The following is a 20365-nucleotide window of genomic DNA, read 5'->3' as shown; positions in this document are numbered from 1 at the left end:
GCGCCGTTCGCGGGGCGATTTTATACCCTGACGTTCAGCGTCGAATGGTCGGCAAAGCTCAGCTTCGCCAAGCCATTGCCGGCGAGATCGAGCACGATCGAATCCTCGGAACCCTTGAAACTGATCACCGCGGTGCCGTCCTTGCGCGTCACGGTGACGTCGGATTGCGAATAGCCGCTGATTGCCAGTGTCAGGTCGCTGCTGGAGCGAATCGTGTCGTAGCCGTCGCCCTGGCCGAACGCCACGGTGGCGGCCCATCCGTCGATCTTGATCAAATCGTCGCCACGGCCGCCGGTGATGGTGGAATAGCCGCCGGCGGTGATGACGTCGTTGCCGGCGCCGGCGTCGATGGTGGAGTGGTCGTAGGTGCTGATGACGTCGTTGCCGGATCCGGTGGCGACGGTGGAATGGTTGTAGGTGCTGACCGTGTTGTTGCCGCCGCCGGCGTTCACGGTGGACCAGCCATAGGTGCTGATAACGTCGTCGCCGGCGCCGGTCGCAACGGTGGAATGGTTGTAGGTGCTGACCGTGTTGTTGCCGCCGCCGGCGTTCACGGTGGACCAGCCATAGGTGTTGATGACGTCGTCGCCGGCGCCGGTCGCGACGGTGGAATGGTTGTAGGTGCTGACCGTGTTGTTGCCGTCGCCGGCATCCACGGTTGACCAGCCATAGGTGTCGACGACGTCGTTGCCGGCGCCGGTCGCGACGGTGGAATGATCGTAGGTGCTGACTCTGTTGTCGCCGCCACCGGCGTCGATGGTGGCGTAGCCGTAGCTGTCGATCGCGTCGTTGCCTGCCCCGGTACTGATCGTGGCATAGTCGTAGGTTGAGGTCTTGTTGTTGCCGTCGCCGGCGTTGATGGTCGCGTAGCGCGCGGCTTCGATGACGTCGTCGCCGGACCCGGTGCTGATCGTGGCGTAGTCGCCGGGGCCGCTCGGGGCGCCGACCGACGACGTGCCGTGCCGCAGCGCGTTGATCTGCGCCAACAGCTGCGCCACGACGGCTTGCTCGGCGCTGGCGCGTGCCAATAAGCGGCGGGAATAGCTCGAGATTTCGATCCTGGTCGCCGGGTTGCCCGCGGCTTTCGACGAGGCTGTGTCGTTGGCCTGGCCGTCCGACGCGCCGCTGCCGGCTATCTGCCGCGCCGGCTGGTCCGCCGCGTGGTTTTGGATGGAGCCGTTGCCGGCGCTGCTGTTCGAGGCGGCGATGTACATCGGAAGCGTCCATCATCACGGGGGCCAAAACGGCTGCCGCATGGTTCGCTCAACATGGTGAAGACATTGTAAATGCCGCGGCATCGCCGTCGCGACATTTTGTCATGCATCGCTGCTATCAATGGTATCAGGTAGCGCTTGGCGTCAGCGTCGGTCCGCCGCGGTCGAAGTAGCAGGATCGGGCGATCGGAACGATGTGCTAACCGCCGCGCGGCGCGATGCGGCCGTTATCGACCTCGAACACTTCGCCGCCTTCGCCGAGATCGACGAACGCCGCGGGGTCGGCGCCGGTCATCCAGACCTGGGCGCCGAGTCGCGCCAATTCGCCGAACAGCGCGCGGCGGCGCGACGGATCGAGATGCGCCACCACCTCGTCGAGTAGCAGGAGCGGCGTGATGCCGGTCATCTCGGCGACCAGATAAGCATGCGCCAGCACCAGGCCGATCAGCAGCGCCTTCTGTTCGCCGGTGGAGGCGTCGCGCGCCGGCATGTTCTTCGGCGTGTAGATCACCCGCAGGTCGGTGAGATGCGGACCGTCCAAGGTGCGGCCGGCGGCGGCGTCGCGCGCGCGGTTGTCGCGCAGCGCGGTGCGATAGCGGTCCTCCACCGCGGTGGCCGGTTCGGAACGAAGCGCGTTCTCCATCCAGCCGTCGAGCGCGATCGTTGCCGACGGAAACGCCGAGTCGGTACTGCGTTGCGCCAGGGCTGCGGCAAGCCGCGTCACCGTCTCGCCGCGCATCGCCGCCACCGCGACCGCGAGTTCGGCGGTTTCGCGCTCGATCGCGTCGAGCCAATGCGTGTCGGCGCTGCGCTGCTCCAGCACCCGGTTGCGCGAGCGCAGGCTGCGGTCGAGCGCGGCGACCCGCGAGGAATGCTCGCTGTCGATCGCCAGCACCAGCCGGTCGAAGAACCGCCGCCGCTCCGAGGCGGCGCCTAAGAACAGCCCGTCCATCGCCGGCGTCAGCCACACCATGCGCAGATGATCGCCGAACGCCGCCGCCGAGCCGACATTCTCGCGGTCGATCCGGCAGCGCCGTGTGGTCGCGGCGGCCTCGGTGCGCGGATCGATGCCGGTGCCGAGCGTGGCGAGGCCGAGCGCGCCTTCGACCTCGGCCGACACCGCCCAGGAGCCGTCGCCCTGATTGTCGGCGATGTCGTCGAGCGTGGCGCGGCGCAAGCCCCGGCCGGGCGACAATAGCGAGATCGCCTCCAGGCAATTGGTCTTGCCGGCGCCGTTCGGCCCGACCAGCACCACGACGTCGCCGCGCACGGTCACGCTCGCCGCGCGATAATTGCGGAAATGCGTCAGCGTCAGGCGATGGATGCGGGAGACGGTCATTGGCAGGTCTTGGACTTTGTCAAAGTCGTCGCAATGAGCCGCGGCAATTTCTGCTGTCACCCTCCGCGACAGCGGAGGGCCCAGTATTGCAGAGCGACAGTGCCGGAGCGAAACGCTCTGCAATACCGAGTCGCCCGGTCAAGCCGGGCGATGACCGCCCATTGTATGGCAGGCTTACACCCGCATCGGCATCAGCACGTAGAGCGCGCCCTTGGCGTCGCGGTCCTGCACCAGCGTCGGCGAGCCGGGATCGGCGAGCTTCAGCACCGCGACTTCGCCTTCGATCTGGGCGGCGATGTCCAACAGGTAGCGCGAGTTGAAGCCGATATCGAGCGCGTCGGAGGCATACTCGACCTCGAGCTCTTCGGTGGCGCTGCCGGAATCCGGATTGGTCACCGACAGCACCAGCTTGCCGGCACTCAATGCCAGCTTCACCGCGCGGCCGCGCTCCGAGGAAATCGTCGAGACCCGGTCCACCGCGGCCTCGAAATCCCTCTTGTCGACGACCAGTTCCTTGTCGTTGTTCTGCGGGATCACCCGGCCGTAATCCGGGAAGGTGCCGTCGATCAGCTTCGAAGTCAGCACCACGTCGCCGAGCGTGAAGCGGATCTTGCCGACCGATAATTCGATGCCGACCGAGGCCTCGGTGTCCTCGATCAGGCGCTGCACTTCGCCCACCGTCTTGCGCGGCACGATCACCCCGGGCATTCCGGCCGCGCCCGACGGCAGCGGCAGATCGACCTGCGCCAAGCGATGGCCGTCGGTGGCGACCGCGCGCAGCGTCGAAGCCGCGGCGCTGCCGGCGCTGTGCAGATAGATGCCGTTGAGGTAGTAGCGGGTTTCCTCGGTCGAGATCGCGAACTGGGTGCGATCGATCAGCCGTTTGACGTCGGCGGCGGTGAGCGTGAAGGAATGCGTCATCTCGCCGGCGGCGAGGTCGGGGAAGTCGTTTTCCGGCAGCGTCTGCAGCGTGAAGCGGGAGCGGCCGGCGCGGATCGCCAGCACGGCGCGTTCGCCGTCGCTTTCCAGCACGATCTGCGAGCCGTCCGGCAATTTGCGGACGATGTCGTAGAACATGTGCGCCGGCACCGTGGTGGAGCCGCCGGTGGCGGTCTCCGCCGGCAGCGTCTCGGTCACCTCGAGGTCGAGGTCGGTCGCCTTCAGCGACAGCCGGCCCTTTTCGGCGCGCAGCAGCACGTTGCCGAGAATCGGAATCGTGTTGCGCCGCTCGACCACGCGATGGACGTGGCCCAGCGATTTCAAGAGTTGCGCGCGTTCGACGGTGACCTTCATTGCAAAACCCGCCCGATCCAAATCCACAGCATGTTGGGAACATGTGATGGAAAGCCCGACCGCCCAGGAGGGGGCCGCAGCGATTGACGCCCGAAGCCGCCAAGCAAAGGGATTTCGCTCGCGCCCGCGGGGGACCGCAAGGTGACGTGGTTGCGCGACAAGTGCAAGAGTGTGGAGGCGGGGGTCCCCACGTTTTGCCGCTCGGGGCGGGCGCAGGCCGCGCCCGCCGCGGCTCGAAACCGACAGGGCGGTCGAGCCGACCCCGGTTCGACCGCCCTGTCGCAACGATGGTCGGCAAAGCCGCCGGCGCGGCGAGCCTCGCGCGACGGCTATTCCTGCAACTGGCGCTTCAGCAGTTCGACTTCGTCGGACAGCGCCGTATCCTTGGCCACCAGGCCTTCGATCTTGCGGACCGCGTGCAGCACCGTGGTGTGGTCGCGGCCGCCGAACCGTCGTCCGATTTCCGGCAGCGAGCGCAGCGTCAGCGTCTTCGCCAGATACATCGCCACCTGGCGCGGCCGCACCACATTGGCGGTGCGGCGCGACGATAACAGGTCAGAGCGGCTGACATTGTACTGCCGCGCCACCACGCGCTGGATGTCTTCGATCTTGATCCGCTTCGGCTCCTGGGGCCGCACCAGGTCGCGGATTTCGCGCTCGGCCATTTCCAGCGTCACCGGCTGGGCGTTCAGCTTGGAATGCGCCAACAGGCGATTGATCGCGCCTTCGAGGTCGCGGCCGTTATGGGTGATGGTGCGGGCGAGATATTCCAACACCGGCAGCGGCACGTCGAAGCTCGCATGATGCGCGCGCGCCGCGGTGACGCGTGACTTGAGGATGCCGAGCCGCAGGTCCTCGCCGAGCGAGGCCATCTCGACCACCAAACCGCCGGCGAGCCGCGAGCGCACGCGCTCGTCGAGGCTCTCCAGATCCGACGGCGGCCGGTCGGCGGCGATCACCACCTGGCGTCCGGCGTCGATCAGCGCGTTCAGGGTGTGGCAGAACTCGGCCTGGGTGGTCTTGCCCTGCAGGAACTGCAGATCGTCGATCACCAGCACGTCGATGCCGCGCAGCGCTTCCTTGAAGGCGAGCGCGGTCTGCGATTTCAGCGCGGCGACGAAGCCGTACATGAACTTCTCGGCGGTGAGATACAGCACCTTGCGTTCGGTGCCGGAATTGCCGGCCCAGGTCACCGCCTGCAGCAGATGGGTTTTGCCGAGGCCGACGCCGGAATGAATGTACAGCGGGTTGAACATCACCGGATCGCCGCGGCGGCCTTCGGCGACCTGCCTTGCTGCGGCATGCGCCAGCGTGTTGGAGCGGCCGATCACGAAGCTGCCGAAGGTCAGCCGCGGGTCGAGCGGCGAGCCGCCGAGCGCCTCGTGGGTGGCCGACACCGGCGCGATCGCGGTGGCGCGCAGCTCGGGCGCCGCACGGCCGTCGTCGCGGCGCGGCTCGGCGGCGACCGGCGCGTCCTTGGCGGGCGAGGCACAACGCATCGCGGTGCGCACGGTAAGGTCGACGCGATGCACCTGCGGCATCTCGGCCTGCCAGCAGCTCAGCACGCGATCGGAATAATGCGTCTGGATCCAGCTCTTGAGAAACCGCGTCGGGACCGAGAGGTGCACGCTTTCGGACTGCACGCTCTCCAGATCCATCCGGGCGAACCAGCTGGAATACACGTCTTCACCGACACTCGAGCGCAAGCGGCCCTTAACCCGTGACCAGCGATCCTGTTCGATGTTTGTCATTTGATAGGCGACTTTTCAGATAGAGGAATGTTCCGGGATGATGGCGCGGGCCAACCGCAAGGCGGCTGTCGCCGCGCGCCAAGAGCGCCTTCGGCAAAGATCAACCGCGCGGCGAAGCGCCGCTGGCGGGTTTGATCGTCGAAGGATGACTCGCTGGGGTCAGAACAGAGCGAGCGGTCTACCCGGGCAGGTGGGGGGGCGTGCGCAATGCGCGTCGTCGAAGAAAATCGCAGCCGTCAAGGAATGCGGGTGGGTCAATGAGCCTTGATCAAATGAAGCCGTCAGTTCGTTGCGCATAAAGCCTCCCCCTCTCGCCGCGCACCGCGCGGCAAGCTGTCGTCTCACCAACTCAATATTCAAGCCCGCGACGGACCACCTTCGTTCGGGAGCGAAGCGCTCCCGTCCTTACGCTTTCGGCGGGGCCGGCTGCGGTGGGCCACTGCGTCTTTCCCTGTTGCGAACTGTTCGAAAGCGAACACCTCGTTCGAGAATTTCGGCATAGGTCAACCATCCTCACATTGCTATGAGTTGCGATCCGTCCTTCGCTTGGAAAGCGTCGCTAACGCGCATACCGCCGCCGATCTGCGTGTCCGCCCCAGGTTCTCAAACCGCGCTGATCTGAAGAGCCGTGGGCGTCGCGAACGAGTTAAGAAATACACGACGTCCGGTTTCCCGCAACGGAATTGATTGTTGCTACGCGCCGCCAAAAACAGCTTGGCCGCTGCGAAAATCTTCGTTGAATTTTAAGCTTTGAGACAAGGTTTTGAATCTGCGCGCTGAATCGAACTGCGCTCAGATTTCCGCCGGCGCCGGCGTGCCCAAAATAAATTCATAAATCGTTTACCTTCGAGCCGAGCGCGATCGCTTTTTCAAAGCGCTGCTCCGCGCTATGCCGATAAGTGATTATCGCCGCGCGTTTTTTCCTGTGCGCCGAAACAGGGTAACTCCCGTCGCGCGCGATCGGCCGTGACGCGACGCGCTTGCATTTTTCAAAATGCGCGGAGTCAGGCAAAATGTGTTTTAAGCTGATACAGCAGGGGTTTTTTTACTCGTGCGGATACGAGTCGGCGAGTAAAACTACCAGTGCAAAATGATGCACGACCCGGATTGAAACACCGCGCATCGACTTCTGGGCAATCGCAACAGAGCAAAAAAAAGCCCGGCAATGCCGGGCTTGTTGGTCGCTTATTTGTCGTCAATTCACTTCGCGAGTTTCGCGATCTGATGAGACAGCCGCGACACCTTACGACTTGCAGTGTTCTTATGAACGATGTTGCGTTGAGCGGCCTGCATCAATTCGGGCTCGGCGCGGATCATCGCCTTCAGCGCCGCTTCGCGGTCGCCGCTCGCGATCGCTTCCTCGACGGTGCGAACCGCGCCGCGCATCTGCGTGCGCCGCGACTTGTTGACGATGGTGCGGCGGGCGATCTTGCGGGTCGCCTTCTTGGCGGAGGTTGTATTGGCCATGGTGTTTCAAATCCTTCAGCGGCCAGCGCGTGACCGGGCGTCACGACCGACGCTGATGTGTATCCGGGTTTTCCTGAAATGCTATTCCGGAAGCAGGCATGCTGAAACGTCGGCACCGCTCAAAGAACAGCGGCGGCAGGATCGCCCCCACCGCCAGTGCCGGTCTTATAGAGGCCCTGCCCTGCAGCGTCAACGGCCTCGCCGCGGGATGGTTCGGAACCGCGCCGGTCGGGCGCGATAAGTTGCTGACGAGGTTGAATTTTGCCGACTCGCCCGGTATTCCCGGTGGACCGGCCCAGGCCAGAGCTGACAGGTGACGTATGATCCGCGGGTTTTTTCGGCTGGTTGGTCTGCTGCTGCTGACCGGCGGCTTCATCTTCCTGGTCTATGACGGCGCCCGCTCGGTCGCCGACGACAGCCTGCGCTTTACCCGGCTCGGGGAATTCTGGAACGACATCCACCAGTCCAGCCAGCAGGCCTTCCACACCATGGTGGAAACCGCGGCGCCCTGGCTGTGGAACGGGGTGGTGAAGCTATTGCTGAACCAGCCGACCTTCGCGGTGCTGGGCGTGCTGGGGCTGCTGCTGATGCTGCTGTTCCGGCCGCGCAAGCCGCTGATCGGCTACGCCCGCGACTGAGCCGCGGGCGATTTGCCGCCGGTGTGGCCCCTGCCGCGGCGGGTTTGCTGACATTATATCGCATCTTGAGCTGAGCGCCGCGGCAAGAGTGGATCAGGTTTGCCGCGGGCTTTCGCCTTCCAGCAATGCGCGGCAGTCCGGGCGGCCACCACTCCGCTCCCTCCGCGCCGGAGATGTCAGATGTTTTTCATGCGCAAGACCACCGCCCTGCCGAGTGCCGCCGAGGCGTTGCCCGGCCGCGCCACGGCGCTGCCGACCGCATCGACGCATTTCGTCAACGGCCACAAGCTGCAGCCGCCTTATCCGGCGGGCCTGCAGCAGGCGCTGTTCGGGCTCGGCTGTTTCTGGGGCGCGGAGCGGAAATTCTGGGAAGCCGGCGACGGCGTTTACGTCACCGCGGTCGGCTATGCGGGCGGCCACACCCCGAATCCGACCTATGAGGAGGTGTGCTCCGGCCGCACCGGCCACACCGAAGCGGTGCTGGTGGTGTTCGATCCCGCCAAGCTGAGCTACGACGCGTTGTTGAAGCTGTTCTGGGAGAGCCACAACCCGACCCAGGGCATGCGCCAGGGCAACGATGTCGGCACGCAATATCGCTCGGCGATCTACACCTTCGACGACGCGCAGGCCAAGGCCGCCGAGGCTTCGAAGGCTGCTTATGGCCGGGCGCTTGGCGCCAAGGGGCTCGGCGGCATCACCACCGAGATCGCGCCGGCCGGCGCCTTCTACTTCGCCGAGGACTATCATCAGCAATATCTGGCGAAGAATCCCGCCGGCTATTGCGGGCTCGGCGGCACCGGGGTGTCGTGCCCGATCGGCGCCGGCGTCAGCGCCTGAGCCGTTGCGCATCACTGCTTGCGCCGTGGCGGCTGCGGCCGCCACGGCGCAAACTCCGCTTCAAACGGTTTATTAACCCTAACCGTGCATGAATGAGCTGTCTCAGATGAGGGATAGGTCGTGCGCGCGTTTCGATTGTCGATGGTCGCTCTGGTTGCCGCGCTGGGTCTGACCGGCTGCGTGCACAATTCCGGTCCGGTCGCGGCGACGCAGCCGCGCGGCGATCTCGACGCCATGGCCTATGGCCCGGCGCCGGCCCCCGCCGGACGCGGGCTGTTCACCGGACCTGCGAGTTCCGGTGGCGGTGCGCTGGCCGCGCTGGGCAAGGGGCTCGGCTCCTCGCCATCGGCGGCGTCCTCGCCGCGGCAGGCTTACGCCGCGATGCCGACCGCCTACGCGGCGGCGGCCCCCGCTTACGATCCGGATTATCGGCTCGACGCCGGCGATCGCTTGCGCGTCGTGGTCTACGGCCAGGAAGGTCTCACCAACACTTACGCGATCGATGCCGGCGGCTCGATCACCATGCCGCTGATCGGCGCGGTGCCCGCGCGCGGCCGCACGCCTGCGGGCTTGGCCTCCGAGATCACCGGCCGGCTGCGCAACGGCTTCATCCGCGACCCCTCGGTGGCGGTGGAGATCGAATCCTATCGGCCGTTCTTCATCCTCGGCGAAGTCGCCGCCCCCGGTGCGTATCCTTATGTGCCGAACATGAGCGTGGAGAGCGCGGTCGCTGTCGCCGGCGGGTTCTCGCCGCGCGCGCGTCGCGACCAGGTGATTCTCACCCATGGCGATGCCCGCGGCATGGTGCGCGCCGCGGTGCCGCTCGGCACCCCGCTCGGCCCCGGTGATACCGTGCTGGTCGGCGAGCGCTGGTTCTAGCGCCGCATCGTCACCGTCGCCCTCGGCTCTCAATTAGTTCGAGCGCGCGCGGAGCTGTTATCACGGCTATTGCCACATCCAGTTGCGGCCCCAGTCGCCCTTCCATCCGGTCAGCCGGCCGGCGCGGAATTGCAGATAGAGCCGGTCGCGGCGCTCGAAGAATCCGCTGCCGCCGGCACTGCGCAGCGCCAGCAGAATCTCCTCGCCGGGCCGGCCGCTGATGTAGCTCAACGGCGCGCCGAGCGCCTGCGCGGTCTCCGTCGCGTTCATGCCGTAGGCCAGCGGAACATTGTTCGACAGCGTCGTGGTGAACGGCGCCGCGGCGATGATCGGGCGGAGTTCTTGCGCCGCCGCCGCCGCCGGCGCCGCCATGCCGATGAGCGTCGCGGCAACAGAAATCGCGATCAGTCCACCGCCGGCCCGCACGGTTCGCGGCCTGCAAGGACGGCGCTCGTCGGCGTCGCATTCGCGCGTCAGCATCGGCATCACCAAACGTCCTGAACGGTTCGTTGCCCCCTGAGTATAAAGCTACCGCGCCAGCGCAGTAAATCGAGGTTTTTGCGATTCGCTCGAATTGCGCGGCGGCTCGGCACGCATCATTAACGATGCCGTTTAAGCTTGCGGAACCAATTTTTCGGTAACACTGCCGACCCGACGTGGATCCGCTCGAGGACACATGACCGCTCTCGCCAAACAACTTCCAGCAAAACGCCGGCTGCTGCTGGCGTCGGATCGCACCGACCGCAGCCACGAACTGGCGCGCATTCTGGCCAATGTCGCCGAGGTCGAGACCATTCCGACGGCGAACCTGCCCGATGCGCCGGCCAAGGATCTGTCCGGCGTCGTCGTCGATATCAATCTGCGCTCGGCGGAGACCGTGCAGCAGGTTCGCAGCAAGCTGATGGGCGCGGCGTATCGGCCGATGCCGCGGCTGTTCGTGCTCGCCGACCTGTTGCATCACGGCGCGATGCAGGCCTGGGCGCTCGGCGCCACCGACACCATCGCGCGGCCGTTCGATCCCGACGACATCCTGCAGCGGATTCGCGCGGCCTTTCCGGCCGACGACGACGGCGCCGAAGCCGAATCCAAGGGCAAGGCGCTCGACGAGGGCGTCGCCGCGGCGCATGCGGTGATGGTCAAGATCTTCGAAAAGCTGCCCGCCGGCAATCCGCTGACGCTCGGCGACGTGATCAAGGCGGAGACCCACATCCTGCGCGCCATCAAGCGCACCTCGCTGCGCGAATGGCTGGCCGCGGTCGGCCGCCATCACAACGCCAGCTACCGGCACTGCCTTTTCGCCACCGGCTTTGCGGTGGCGTTCGCACAATATCTCGGCATCCGCGAGGACGACCAGCGGCGGCTGACCCGCGCCGCCTTGTTGTACGACGTCGGCAAGGCGTTCGTGCCGGCGGCGATTCTCGACAATCCGGAGCGTCTCAGCCTCGGCCAGCACGGCATCTATTGCCAGCATCCGCGGCTCGGCTACGACGCGCTGGCAGCCCAGGGCGGCTTCCCGCGCGAAATGCTCGACGTGGTGCTGCATCATCACGAGATGCTCGACGGCTCCGGCTATCCGGACGCGCTGTCCGGTGATCAGATCAGCGACCTGGTGCGCGTCACCACCCTGGTCGACACCTTCACCACCCTGGTCGCCAAGCAGCCGAAGGAGACCGTGCACACCCACGCCGCGGCCTTCGCGGCGCTGGAGGCGATGGGCGACGCGCTGGACCAGCGGCTGGTGCAGGCATTCCGGCCGGTGGCGCTGGGCGGATAGTGTACGATCACTTAGCCTTGGCCGCGCTGCTCGCCATCGTCCGACTTCGCCAGATAGCCGCGAAGCACGCGACGGCTGACCGATAGCGTCGCAATCTGCTGGTCGAGGGCGGCGAGCCGGCGGCGGATGCCCTCTTTAAATTCGGGGCAAGGACGGAAGCCTGCCACGCCCGGCCCGGCGCAAGGCAACAGGCCGCGAATCGTCGCAAGCGTCAGGCCCGCGGCGTTGAGCGTCGCAATCCGCCGAACCGTTTCGAGATCCGCCTTGCGATACAGCCGATAGCCGGCGGGCGTGCGCTCGGGCCGCAGCAAGCCCTCGGCCTCATAGTAACGCAGCATTCGTACGCTGATGCCACAACGCCTTGAGAATTCCCCGATTTGCATAGATCGAACCTTGACCCTGACAGCAGTGTCAGAGGGTAGCCTCGTTTCGTCCCGTAGGAAAACCGAGGTTGCAATGCTGAAACTGACCATGACCGTCAAACGCCTGCCGCACCTGACGCGCGAGCAATTCGACAGCTATTGGCGAGACCGTCACGGTCCGCTGGTCCGCTCGCTGCGGGAAATTCTGCGGATCAGGCGTTACGTCCAGACCTCGCCGCTCCCCGACCCGGCGGCGCAGGAGCAAATCCGCGCCAGCCGCGCCCTGCTGGAGGTGGATTTCGACGGTTCTGCGGAGCTGTGGTGGGACAGTCTTGCCGATCACTCCGCCGCCAGGACCACCGCCGAGGGGGCGGCCGCGTTGCGGGCATTGCTCGAGGATGAACGTCGTTTTGTCGATTTTTCCCGCTCGAACGCCTGGTACGGCACGGAGCGCGAGATCATTCCGGGCTAGATCGAACGTCGGTGGCCGGTCATGAGCCGGCTGCCGGGCAGCCCTGCCTGCAACGTTCGGCCTATCCGCCCTGAGGAGGGGTTGTCGGGGCCGCCGCCGCATGGTGAATGCGGCAGAGCAATTGCGGGGGAGAAGGCATGACCACGGCCGTTCTTGGCATCATCGGCGGATCCGGAATTTACGACCTGCCCGGGCTGGAAGACGTTCGCGACGAGGCGATCCAAAGCCCGTGGGGCGAGCCGTCGTCCTCGGTGCGCCGCGGCAGCATCAGCGGGCTGCCGATCGTGTTCCTGCCGCGCCACGACAAGGGCCACCGGCTGTCGCCCTCCGACATCAACTACCGCGCCAATATCGACGTGTTGAAGCGCGCCGGGGTCACCGACCTGATCTCGCTGTCGGCCTGCGGCTCGTTCAAGGAAGAACTGCCGCCCGGCAGCTTCGTGCTGGTCGACCAGTTCGTCGACCGCACCTACAAGCGCGAGAGCTCGTTCTTCGGCAGGGGCTGCGTCGCCCACGTCTCGATGGCGCATCCGGTGAGCCCGCGGCTGCGCATCCATCTCGCCGCCGCCGCCGAGGCCGAGGGCATCGCGATGGCGCGCAGCGGCACTTATCTGTGCATGGAAGGCCCGCAATTCTCCAGCTACGCCGAGAGCATCACCTACAAGCAGGCCGGCTATTCGGTGATCGGCATGACCAACATGCCGGAGGCCAAGCTCGCCCGCGAGGCCGAAATCTGCTACGCCAGCGTGGCGATGGTGACCGATTTCGACTGCTGGCATCCCGATCATGACGCGGTGACGGTGCAGGACATCGTCCGGGTGCTGACCACCAATGCCGAGAAGGCGAAGAATCTGGTGGCGCGGCTGGCACGGGATTTCCCGCGCGAGCACGAGGCCTGCCCGATCGGCTCCGACCGCGCGCTCGACACCGCGATCATCACCCAGCCGGACGCCCGCGATCCGGAGCTGTTGAAGAAACTCGACGCGGTAGCGGGAAGGATTTTGCGCGCATGAAAGTCGACGGCAAGCCGACCCGCACCATCTGGCTGGAATCCGACGGCCATACGGTCGCGGCGATCGATCAGCGCCGGCTGCCGCATGAATTCGTCGTCGTGCCATTGACGACCAGCGACGCCGCGGCCGACGCGATCCGCAGCATGCTGGTGCGCGGCGCGCCCTTGATCGGCGCCACCGCCGCCTATGGGGTGGCGCTTGCGATGCGCGAGGACGCTTCCGACGCCGGGCTGGACCACGCCTATGCCAAGCTGATCGCGACGCGGCCGACCGCGATCAATCTGAAATGGGCGCTCGATGACATGTGCGGCGCGCTGCGGCCGTTGCCGGCGGAGGCCCGCGTCGCCGCCGCCTATGCGCGCGCCGCGGCGATCGCCGAGGACGACGTCGCCATCAACCAGAGCATCGGCCGCCACGGCCTGACGCTGATCGAGGCGGCGCGTGCCGCCAAGAAGCCCGGCGAGCGCGTCAACGTGCTGACCCATTGCAACGCCGGCTGGCTCGCCACCGTCGACTGGGGCACCGCCACCGCGCCGATCTACCAGGCGTTCGACGCCGGCGTGAACATCCACGTCTGGGTCGACGAGACCAGGCCGCGCAACCAGGGCGCCTCGCTCACGGCCTGGGAACTCGGCCATCACGGCGTGCCGCATACCGTGATCCCGGACAACACCGGCGGCCATCTGATGCAGCACGGCATGGTGGATCTCTGCATCGTCGGCACCGACCGCGTCACCGCCTCGGGCGACGTCTGCAACAAGATCGGCACTTATCTGAAGGCGCTGGCGGCGCGCGATAACAACGTGCCGTTCTATGTGGCGCTGCCGTCGCCGACCATCGACTTCACCATCGACGACGGCGTCAAAGAGATTCCGATCGAACAGCGCGACGCCGCCGAGGTCACCGACATGACCGGGCGTACGAAGGACGGCCGCATCGAAACCGTGCGGGTGGTGCCGCAGGGCTCGGCCGTGGCCAATTACGGCTTCGACGTCACGCCGTCGCGGCTGGTCACCGGGCTGATCACCGAGCGCGGCGTGCTGCTGCCGGAACGCGCCGCGCTCGCCGCGGCGTTTCCGGAGCGGGTCGAACGGCGCGCGGAAGCGCTGCGCGCCTGAGCTTTCGCCCCAGATCGCTCAGACAACCGCCGGTAAATCGCCTACACCTTCTGCGCTCTGCCGCGTCGACTTGCCATCAAGGCTTGCGGCGTGCGGCGGAGGAGGGAGTGACCGAGATGAAACCATCGATGCTGTTCGGAGCGGTCGTCGCAGCGCTGCTGGCACTGCCGGCGCTGGCCTTGGCGAGCGACAAGGTCGCGGACGTCAAGGGCAAATGGGTCGGCAAGAGCCATTCGATCGTGGTCGGCAGCGGCGGCCATTGGCCGAGCGGCAAGGGCACCTTCGACAATCCGGGACTGGCCGAAAAGGACGTGATGATCGAGATCAAGGGCCAGGACCAGCGCCGCTTCTGGGGCGTCACCACGCTGTCGGGCAACGGCGAAACCACCACCGAGCCGTTCATCGGCGCGCTCGGCGGCCATGACGGCCACGACGTGCTGATCGCCGATACCGACGGTTACATGCACGGCGAATTCGACGATAACACGTTCTCGTTCTGCTACGCGCACACCGGCGGCAAGACCGAGTCGACCGTGGTGAGCTGCTCGGAACTCAAGCGCGCGAAGTAAGCGTGGTGGCCTGGGCGCCGTCGTTGCTTTCCAGCAAGCACTGAGTCGTCATCCTGAGGCGCCCGAGCAACGCGAGGGCCTCGAAGGATGCGGCTCCAGAGCGAGCAGGTCCACAGCGCTTGCAGCCCATCCTTCGAGACGCCCGGCGTCGCGCTACGCGCTTCGCCGGGCTCCTCAGGATGACGCCGTGGAGGTAGCGGAGTTCGTTAACGAGGTTGGCTTCGCTCTCAACTCCGCAACGACGCCTGCCACTTTCCGCAGCATCACTCCGCCTCACGCTTCTCGCCGGTGAGCATCGCCTTGGCGAGGTTTTCGCGGTGCGCGAAGCTGACCAGGATGACGCCGGCGACGTGCAGCGCGATCAGCGCCACCGTGGCGTTGGCGAGCGCCTCGTGCAGTTTCTCGACCCATTTGGCTCCCCAATAGGCGGTGGTGGTCATCATATAGCCGGTGGCGCAGGTGCCGCCGACCATGCCGATCAGAGTGAGGATCATCGCCGCCCCCGCCGGCGTATGGCCGAGCCGGCGCTGCGATCGCCCGGTCACCAGGTCGCGCAGGTCGGCGACCACCTCGCGCGGCGGCCGCACGAAATTGCCGAAGCGGGCGTGGCGCGGGCCGACGACGCCCCACACGATGCGCGCCGCCAGCAGCGCCGCGATGCTGTAGCCGGCGGCGATGTGAACCTTTTCGATCTCGTCGCCGGTGACATAGGCGAGCGCGAACAGCCCCGCCAGCGACCAGTGGAACAGCCGCACGAACGGGTCCCAGACCTTGACCATCGCCGGCGGCGCAGTGCCGCCGGTCACGGTCGCCTCGTTGGCGATGCTCATCGCGGCGCTTACAGCTTGCCGACGATGCTGCCGTTGGTCGGATCGACGAACACCTCGACCTTGGCGCCGGCCTTGTCGATCGCGTAGAACTCGCCGCAGGCCTTCTTCACCTTGCCCTTGTTGACCTTGTAGCCCTGGGCCTCGACCTTGGCCTGCAATGCGTCGAGCGACAGCCACTGGCTTTCCGGCGCGGTGGTGCAGGGCTTGCCCCAGCTGTCGGCGCGGGCGGCGGTGGTGGCGACGAGCAGGGCGGCGGCGGTCAGCAAAACGAGCTTGCGCATGTTGGTCTCTCTGGTGATGCCCGGCGCACCATGCGGCGGGCGATGTGCGGACCATGCGCGCCGGGCGCTGACGGCCGGCTGTTGATCCATGTCAGCGTTCTGACAGCTTCGGTTGGCCATAGTGATCAGCTCACGATCGATGGATAGCGGCGATGCGATTGCGGTACACGACAGTCCTGACGGCGGCGGTCGCGGCGCTGCTGCTCGGCGCCGCCGCGGTCAGCGCCGATCCGTGGGATCGCCACGGCGAGGGCCGCGACCACGGCGACCGTCACGATCATCATGATCGGGATCGCGACCACGACGCGGCGCGCGGCGCGGTGGAGCGCGGCGAGATCAAGCCGCTCGCCGAGCTGCTGCAGATCGTCAAGGACAAGCTGCCCGGCGAAATCACCGGGGTCGAGATCGAGCGCAAGCACGGCCTGTGGCTGTACGAATTCCGCGTCATCGACAAGGCCGGGCGATTGTTCGAAGTCTATGTCGACGCGCAGAACGGCGAAGTCCGCCGGACCAAGGAAAAGTGATGCGCGTGCTCGTGGTCGAGGACGACCGCCGGATCGCCGCCGATCTCGAGCGCGGATTGCAGGCGGCCGGCTACGTGGTGGAGACCGTCGGCGACGGCGAGGAAGCCTGGTTCCGCGGCGACACCGAGGATTATGCGGCGATCGTCCTCGACCTCGGGCTGCCCGGCATGGACGGCCTCACCGTGCTGAAGCGCTGGCGCGGCAACGATCGGCGCACCCCGGTCTTGATCCTCACCGCGCGCGGCAGTTGGGCCGAGCGGGTCGACGGCATCGACGCCGGAGCCGACGATTACTTGCCGAAGCCGTTCCGGATGGAGGAATTGCTGGCGCGGCTGCGTTCGATCGTGCGCCGATCGGCCGGGCAGGCCTCCTCGCTGATCAGCGTCGGCGACGTCACGCTCGACGAGCGGCAGATGAAGGTCGACGTCGGCGGCGTGCCGGTCAACCTGTCGCCGCTGGAATATCGGCTGATCGCATTCCTGTTCCTGCACCGCGGCCGCGTGGTGTCGCAGGCCGAGCTCAGCGAGAACATCTACGGCAACGAGGACGCCCACGATTCCAACGCCATCGAGGTGCTGATCGGCCGGGTGCGCAAGAAGCTCGGCAGCGAGCTGATCGAGACCCGCCGCGGCTTCGGCTATCTGGTGGCGGGCTCCGGCGCATGACCGGCCATTCGCTGCGGCTGCGGCTGATCGCGGGCGGCGCCGCGGCGATCCTGATCGCGCTCAGCGTCGCCGGCTTCGGGCTGACCGTGCTGTTCGAGCGCCACGTCACACGCAGCGTGATCGCCGATCTCGACGTGCATCTCAAGCAATTGCTGGCCGGCCTCGACGTCGACGCCGAGGGCAAGCCGATCGTCGCACGGCCGCCGGCCGATCCGCGGTTCTCCGATCCGTTGTCGGGGCTGTATTGGCAGATCGGCGACGACAAAAGCGAATTGATCCGCTCGCGCTCGCTGTGGGATGCCATGCTGGCGCTGCCGGCCGACGAGGTGGCGCCGGGCGAAGTGCATCATCACACCATCAATGGACCGGGTGGCGCGCAGCTGTTGATCTCCGAGCGCCAGGTGACGCTGACGCTGCACGATCAGCCGACCGCGGTGCGCGCCGCGGTGGCGGTCGATCTGGCGCGGGTGTCGGCCGCAAGCGCCGCCTTCGCCCGCGATCTGGTGGTGGCGCTCGGCATTCTCGGCCTCGTGCTGGCGATCGCCACCTCGGTGCAGGTGGCGCTGGGGCTGCGGCCGCTGGATGCGCTGCGGCACGGCATCGCCGACATCCGCTCCGGACACAGCCGGAGGCTGCCCGCCGCGGTGCCGACCGAGGTGCTGCCGCTGGTCGAGGAGGTCAACGGCCTGTTGGCGGCGCAGGAGCGCGAGATCGAACGCTCGCGCGGCCGCGCCGCCGATCTCGCCCACGGCCTGAAGACGCCGCTGGCGGCGCTCGCCGCCGACGCCGGCCGGCTGCGCGAGCGCGGCGAGGCGGGGCTGGCGCGCGACATCGAAGCCGTCGGCGACGCCATGAGCCGCCACGTCGATCGCGAATTGGCGCGGGCAAGGGTCCGCGGCGAACCCGGCCGCAGCCTCGGGGTGACCACCGAGCTCGCGCCGCTCGCGCGCTCGCTGGTGGCGATCCTGTCGCGCACCCCGGCGGGCGGGGCTATCGCCTTCGAGATCGAGGTCGCCGATGGCGTCACGCTGCCGATCGACCGTAGCGACTTGGCCGAGGTGCTCGGCAATCTGCTCGACAACGCCACCCGCCACGCCAAATCGACTGTCCGCATTGTCGCCGGGGGGGACGCCAGGGGCGTTACGATCGAGGACGACGGCGCCGGCATCGCGCCCGTGGCGCGGGCGGCGGCGCTGGAACGCGGCACCCGGCTCGATCAGCGCGGCGAGGGATCGGGGCTGGGGCTCGCAATTGTGCAGGACGTGCTGGAGGCCTATGGCTGGACGCTGTCGCTCGAGGTCTCCGAGCTCGGCGGGCTGAAGGCGAGCTGCCGGCCGGCCTGAGCGGCGCTCCACGGCATCTTGCCATCGCCGACCCGGGCGCTATATCGGGCTTTCCCCTGTTAGCACACCGAATCGAGCGCGACCCATGACGACGACCGATACCGCCGCCCAGTCCCAGCCGTTCCAGGCCGAAGTCGCCGAGCTTTTGAACCTGATGGTGCACTCGGTCTATTCGGAAACCGACATCTTTCTGCGCGAATTGATTTCCAACGCCTCCGACGCGCTCGACAAGCTGCGCTACGAGTCGATCGCCAAGCCCGAGCTGATGGCCGATGGCGGCGAGCCGAAAATCCGGATCGTGCCGAAGAAGGAGCCGGATACGCTGAGCGTGATCGATAACGGCCTCGGCATGGACCGCCAGGAATTGATCGACAATCTCGGCACCATCGCCAAGTCCGGCACCAAATCGTTTCTGACCAAGCTGACCGAGGCCAAGGACGGCGCCGGCTTGATCGGTCAGTTCGGCGTCGGCTTCTACGCCGCCTTCATGGTCGCCGACCGCATCGTGGTCACCAGCCGGCGCGCCGGCTCGGCCGAGGCCTGGACCTGGTCGTCGTCGGGCGGCGCCGGCTTCGAGATCGCGCCGGCCAGCGAGGAAGACGCCGCGCGCGTGGTGCGCGGCACCGAGATCGTGCTGCACATGAAGAAGGATGCCGCGAAGTATCTCGAACCTTATGAGATCGAGCGCGTGGTCGGCGCTTACTCCGACAACATCCAGTTCCCGATCGAGCTGGTGCCGGAGGACGGCGAGCCGCGGCAGATCAATTCGGCCAGCGCGCTGTGGCAGCGCTCCAAATCCGAACTGACGCCGGAAGATTATGCGCAGGCCTACAAGCAGATCGCCGGCGCCTTCGACGAGCCGGCGATGACGCTGCATTACCGTGCCGAGGGCCGCTACTCCTACGCGGTGCTGCTGTTTGCGCCATCCACCAAGCCGTTCGACCTGTTCGAGCCGGCGCGCAAGGGCCACGTCAAGCTCTACGTCCGCCGCGTCTTCATCACCAACGACGCCGACCTGCTGCCGTCCTATCTGCGCTTCATCCGCGGCGTGATCGATAGCGAAGACTTGCCGCTCAATCTGTCGCGCGAGATGCTGCAGAACAATCCGCAGCTGGCGCAGATCCGCAAGGCGGTGACCGGCAAGGTGATCGGCGAATTGGAAAGCCTCGGCGACAAGGATCCGGAAGCGTTCGGCAGGATCTGGGACGCCTTCGGCCTGGTGATCAAGGAAGGCATCTGGGAGGACTATGAGCGCCGCGAGAAGCTGTTGGCGCTGTCCCGCTTCACCACCACCAAGGGCGAGAACCGCACGCTGAAGCAGTATGTCGAGGATCTGAAAGAGAACCAGACCGAGATCTACTATCTGGTCGGCGACTCCATCGAGCGGCTGAAGTCCAATCCGAAGCTGGAATCGGCGGCGGCGCGCGGCATCGAGGTTTTGCTGTTGACCGATCCGGTGGATGCGTTCTGGACCTCGGCGCCGCTGGATTTCCAGGGCAAGCCGCTGAAGTCGCTGAGCCAGGGCGACGTCGATTTCGGCATGATCCCGACCACCGAGGAGACCAAGGACGAGCCGGAGAAGCCGGAGACCGACGAGGCGTTGACCATCGCGGCGATCAAGGATGCGCTCGGCGACAAGGTGTCGGACGTGCGCGCCTCGCAGCGGCTGACCGCGAGCGCGTCGTGCCTGGTGGCCGGCGGGCTTGGCCCCGACCGCGCGCTGGAGCGGATGCTGGCGCAGCAGAACCGCGGCGCCGCCAGCAAGCCGATCCTCGAGGTCAATCTGCGCCACCCGATCGTCGCCGCGGTCGCCAAGGCCAACGCCGCCGATGCGGCGGATCTGTCGCTGCTGCTGCTGGAGCAGGCGCAGATCCTCGACGGCGAATTGCCGGAAGATCCCGCGGCGTTTTCGGCGCGGCTCAATCGGCTGGTGCTGCGCGCGCTGTAGAGACTTTTCGAGTTGGATGGATGCGCTTCACGATTCCTGAGCCGTCAT

The 20365-nt window shown here is 66.7% G+C and carries 21 protein-coding genes; 12 read left to right on the top strand and 9 right to left on the bottom strand.

The genetic code is table 11. From position 1 onward, the window contains the following. Window positions 1-20: 20 nt before the first annotated feature. From HNR60_RS00430 to rpsT, 5 genes are all read right to left on the bottom strand, one after another. Window positions 21-1214, bottom strand: coding sequence for a calcium-binding protein (locus tag HNR60_RS00430; protein ID WP_184253082.1), 1194 nt, complete (start codon window positions 1212-1214; stop codon window positions 21-23). A 199-nt stretch (window positions 1215-1413) separates the two neighbouring features. Then, window positions 1414-2553, bottom strand: coding sequence for a DNA replication/repair protein RecF (gene recF / locus HNR60_RS00425; RefSeq protein WP_184253080.1), 1140 nt, complete (start codon window positions 2551-2553; stop codon window positions 1414-1416). 174 nt (window positions 2554-2727) lie between these two features. Further along, window positions 2728-3846, bottom strand: coding sequence for a DNA polymerase III subunit beta (dnaN, locus tag HNR60_RS00420; RefSeq protein ID WP_184253077.1), 1119 nt, complete (start codon window positions 3844-3846; stop codon window positions 2728-2730). Window positions 3847-4175: 329 nt separating this feature from the next. After that, a complete protein-coding gene (dnaA, locus tag HNR60_RS00415; protein ID WP_184253075.1) occupies window positions 4176-5597 on the bottom strand; it encodes a chromosomal replication initiator protein DnaA in 1422 nt (473 codons plus the stop codon). A 1200-nt stretch (window positions 5598-6797) separates the two neighbouring features. Continuing rightward, window positions 6798-7064 carry a 30S ribosomal protein S20 gene (gene rpsT / locus HNR60_RS00410; protein WP_184253073.1) on the bottom strand — a complete coding sequence of 89 codons (267 nt, stop codon included), beginning with the start codon at window positions 7062-7064 and terminating at the stop codon, window positions 6798-6800. A gap of 320 nt (window positions 7065-7384) precedes the next feature. On the opposite strand from rpsT, the gene HNR60_RS00405 reads away from it, so the two are divergent. From HNR60_RS00405 to HNR60_RS00395, 3 genes are all read left to right on the top strand, one after another. Then, window positions 7385-7702: a hypothetical protein gene (locus tag HNR60_RS00405; protein WP_184253071.1), complete on the top strand. Its 318-nt coding sequence runs from the start codon at window positions 7385-7387 to the stop codon at window positions 7700-7702. A gap of 180 nt (window positions 7703-7882) precedes the next feature. Then, window positions 7883-8539: a peptide-methionine (S)-S-oxide reductase MsrA gene (gene msrA, locus HNR60_RS00400; RefSeq protein WP_184253069.1), complete on the top strand. Its 657-nt coding sequence runs from the start codon at window positions 7883-7885 to the stop codon at window positions 8537-8539. A gap of 141 nt (window positions 8540-8680) precedes the next feature. Beyond that, a complete protein-coding gene (locus tag HNR60_RS00395) occupies window positions 8681-9418 on the top strand; it encodes a polysaccharide biosynthesis/export family protein (protein ID WP_184253067.1) in 738 nt (245 codons plus the stop codon). Between the two features lie 66 nt (window positions 9419-9484). Here the strand turns inward: HNR60_RS00395 and HNR60_RS00390 are convergent, their stop codons facing one another. After that, a complete protein-coding gene (locus HNR60_RS00390; protein ID WP_184253641.1) occupies window positions 9485-9790 on the bottom strand; it encodes a hypothetical protein in 306 nt (101 codons plus the stop codon). 304 nt (window positions 9791-10094) lie between these two features. On the opposite strand from HNR60_RS00390, the gene HNR60_RS00385 reads away from it, so the two are divergent. Further along, complete coding sequence (locus HNR60_RS00385; RefSeq protein ID WP_184253065.1) at window positions 10095-11192, top strand: HD-GYP domain-containing protein; 1098 nt, start codon at window positions 10095-10097, stop codon at window positions 11190-11192. Between the two features lie 11 nt (window positions 11193-11203). Here HNR60_RS00385 and HNR60_RS00380 read toward each other — a convergent pair whose 3' ends face one another. Next, on the bottom strand, window positions 11204-11575 hold the full coding sequence (locus tag HNR60_RS00380; RefSeq protein WP_184253639.1) for a MerR family transcriptional regulator: 372 nt from the start codon (window positions 11573-11575) through the stop codon (window positions 11204-11206). 73 nt (window positions 11576-11648) lie between these two features. Between HNR60_RS00380 and HNR60_RS00375 the strand changes: the two genes are divergently transcribed. The 4 genes from HNR60_RS00375 to HNR60_RS00360 all read left to right on the top strand — a co-directional run bounded on the left by HNR60_RS00375 (window position 11649) and on the right by HNR60_RS00360 (window position 14726). After that, a complete protein-coding gene (locus HNR60_RS00375; RefSeq protein WP_184253063.1) occupies window positions 11649-12026 on the top strand; it encodes an EthD domain-containing protein in 378 nt (125 codons plus the stop codon). 137 nt (window positions 12027-12163) lie between these two features. Then, window positions 12164-13039 carry an S-methyl-5'-thioadenosine phosphorylase gene (locus HNR60_RS00370; protein WP_184253062.1) on the top strand — a complete coding sequence of 292 codons (876 nt, stop codon included), beginning with the start codon at window positions 12164-12166 and terminating at the stop codon, window positions 13037-13039. Beyond that, a complete protein-coding gene (mtnA, locus tag HNR60_RS00365; RefSeq protein WP_184253060.1) occupies window positions 13036-14157 on the top strand; it encodes an S-methyl-5-thioribose-1-phosphate isomerase in 1122 nt (373 codons plus the stop codon). Before HNR60_RS00370 ends, mtnA begins: the two co-directional genes overlap by 4 nt. Before the next feature lie 107 nt (window positions 14158-14264). After that, complete coding sequence (locus HNR60_RS00360) at window positions 14265-14726, top strand: hypothetical protein (RefSeq protein WP_184253058.1); 462 nt, start codon at window positions 14265-14267, stop codon at window positions 14724-14726. 263 nt (window positions 14727-14989) lie between these two features. On the opposite strand, the gene HNR60_RS00355 is transcribed toward HNR60_RS00360, so the two are convergent. Beyond that, the gene (locus tag HNR60_RS00355) at window positions 14990-15556 is read right to left on the bottom strand and encodes a cytochrome b/b6 domain-containing protein (protein ID WP_184253056.1); all 567 of its coding nucleotides are present in this window, start codon (window positions 15554-15556) and stop codon (window positions 14990-14992) included. Window positions 15557-15564: 8 nt separating this feature from the next. Beyond that, the gene (locus HNR60_RS00350; RefSeq protein WP_184253054.1) at window positions 15565-15837 is read right to left on the bottom strand and encodes a PepSY domain-containing protein; all 273 of its coding nucleotides are present in this window, start codon (window positions 15835-15837) and stop codon (window positions 15565-15567) included. Between the two features lie 152 nt (window positions 15838-15989). Between HNR60_RS00350 and HNR60_RS00345 the strand changes: the two genes are divergently transcribed. From HNR60_RS00345 to htpG, 4 genes are all read left to right on the top strand, one after another. Next, window positions 15990-16361 carry a PepSY domain-containing protein gene (locus HNR60_RS00345; protein WP_430694844.1) on the top strand — a complete coding sequence of 124 codons (372 nt, stop codon included), beginning with the start codon at window positions 15990-15992 and terminating at the stop codon, window positions 16359-16361. Next, window positions 16361-17026 carry a response regulator transcription factor gene (locus HNR60_RS00340; RefSeq protein WP_184253052.1) on the top strand — a complete coding sequence of 222 codons (666 nt, stop codon included), beginning with the start codon at window positions 16361-16363 and terminating at the stop codon, window positions 17024-17026. Before HNR60_RS00345 ends, HNR60_RS00340 begins: the two co-directional genes overlap by 1 nt. Further along, entirely contained in the window at window positions 17023-18369 is a 1347-nt protein-coding gene (locus HNR60_RS00335) for a sensor histidine kinase (protein WP_184253050.1), read from the top strand. The genes HNR60_RS00340 and HNR60_RS00335 overlap by 4 nt, the downstream gene beginning before the upstream one ends. An 85-nt stretch (window positions 18370-18454) precedes the next feature. Further along, the gene (gene htpG, locus HNR60_RS00330; protein ID WP_184253048.1) at window positions 18455-20317 is read left to right on the top strand and encodes a molecular chaperone HtpG; all 1863 of its coding nucleotides are present in this window, start codon (window positions 18455-18457) and stop codon (window positions 20315-20317) included. Window positions 20318-20365 lie beyond the last annotated feature (48 nt).

Origin of the sequence: Rhodopseudomonas rhenobacensis (assembly GCF_014203125.1) — a bacterium.
Taxonomy (GTDB): Bacteria; Pseudomonadota; Alphaproteobacteria; order Rhizobiales; family Xanthobacteraceae; genus Rhodopseudomonas_A; species Rhodopseudomonas_A rhenobacensis.
Note: the sequence above shows the minus strand (reverse complement) of the source record. Positions and strands in the feature narration are given on the sequence as shown.

Coding starts and splice junctions, on each gene's coding strand:
- HNR60_RS00430 (WP_184253082.1), bottom strand. CDS start 1,214: ATGTACATCGCCGCCTCGAACAGCAGCGCCGGCAACGGCTCCATCCAA.
- recF (WP_184253080.1), bottom strand. CDS start 2,553: ATGACCGTCTCCCGCATCCATCGCCTGACGCTGACGCATTTCCGCAAT.
- dnaN (WP_184253077.1), bottom strand. CDS start 3,846: ATGAAGGTCACCGTCGAACGCGCGCAACTCTTGAAATCGCTGGGCCAC.
- dnaA (WP_184253075.1), bottom strand. CDS start 5,597: ATGACAAACATCGAACAGGATCGCTGGTCACGGGTTAAGGGCCGCTTG.
- rpsT (WP_184253073.1), bottom strand. CDS start 7,064: ATGGCCAATACAACCTCCGCCAAGAAGGCGACCCGCAAGATCGCCCGC.
- HNR60_RS00405 (WP_184253071.1), top strand. CDS start 7,385: ATGATCCGCGGGTTTTTTCGGCTGGTTGGTCTGCTGCTGCTGACCGGC.
- msrA (WP_184253069.1), top strand. CDS start 7,883: ATGTTTTTCATGCGCAAGACCACCGCCCTGCCGAGTGCCGCCGAGGCG.
- HNR60_RS00395 (WP_184253067.1), top strand. CDS start 8,681: ATGGTCGCTCTGGTTGCCGCGCTGGGTCTGACCGGCTGCGTGCACAAT.
- HNR60_RS00390 (WP_184253641.1), bottom strand. CDS start 9,790: ATGGCGGCGCCGGCGGCGGCGGCGGCGCAAGAACTCCGCCCGATCATC.
- HNR60_RS00385 (WP_184253065.1), top strand. CDS start 10,095: ATGACCGCTCTCGCCAAACAACTTCCAGCAAAACGCCGGCTGCTGCTG.
- HNR60_RS00380 (WP_184253639.1), bottom strand. CDS start 11,575: ATGCAAATCGGGGAATTCTCAAGGCGTTGTGGCATCAGCGTACGAATG.
- HNR60_RS00375 (WP_184253063.1), top strand. CDS start 11,649: ATGCTGAAACTGACCATGACCGTCAAACGCCTGCCGCACCTGACGCGC.
- HNR60_RS00370 (WP_184253062.1), top strand. CDS start 12,164: ATGACCACGGCCGTTCTTGGCATCATCGGCGGATCCGGAATTTACGAC.
- mtnA (WP_184253060.1), top strand. CDS start 13,036: ATGAAAGTCGACGGCAAGCCGACCCGCACCATCTGGCTGGAATCCGAC.
- HNR60_RS00355 (WP_184253056.1), bottom strand. CDS start 15,556: ATGAGCATCGCCAACGAGGCGACCGTGACCGGCGGCACTGCGCCGCCG.
- HNR60_RS00350 (WP_184253054.1), bottom strand. CDS start 15,837: ATGCGCAAGCTCGTTTTGCTGACCGCCGCCGCCCTGCTCGTCGCCACC.
- HNR60_RS00345 (WP_430694844.1), top strand. CDS start 15,990: ATGCGATTGCGGTACACGACAGTCCTGACGGCGGCGGTCGCGGCGCTG.
- HNR60_RS00340 (WP_184253052.1), top strand. CDS start 16,361: ATGCGCGTGCTCGTGGTCGAGGACGACCGCCGGATCGCCGCCGATCTC.
- HNR60_RS00335 (WP_184253050.1), top strand. CDS start 17,023: ATGACCGGCCATTCGCTGCGGCTGCGGCTGATCGCGGGCGGCGCCGCG.
- htpG (WP_184253048.1), top strand. CDS start 18,455: ATGACGACGACCGATACCGCCGCCCAGTCCCAGCCGTTCCAGGCCGAA.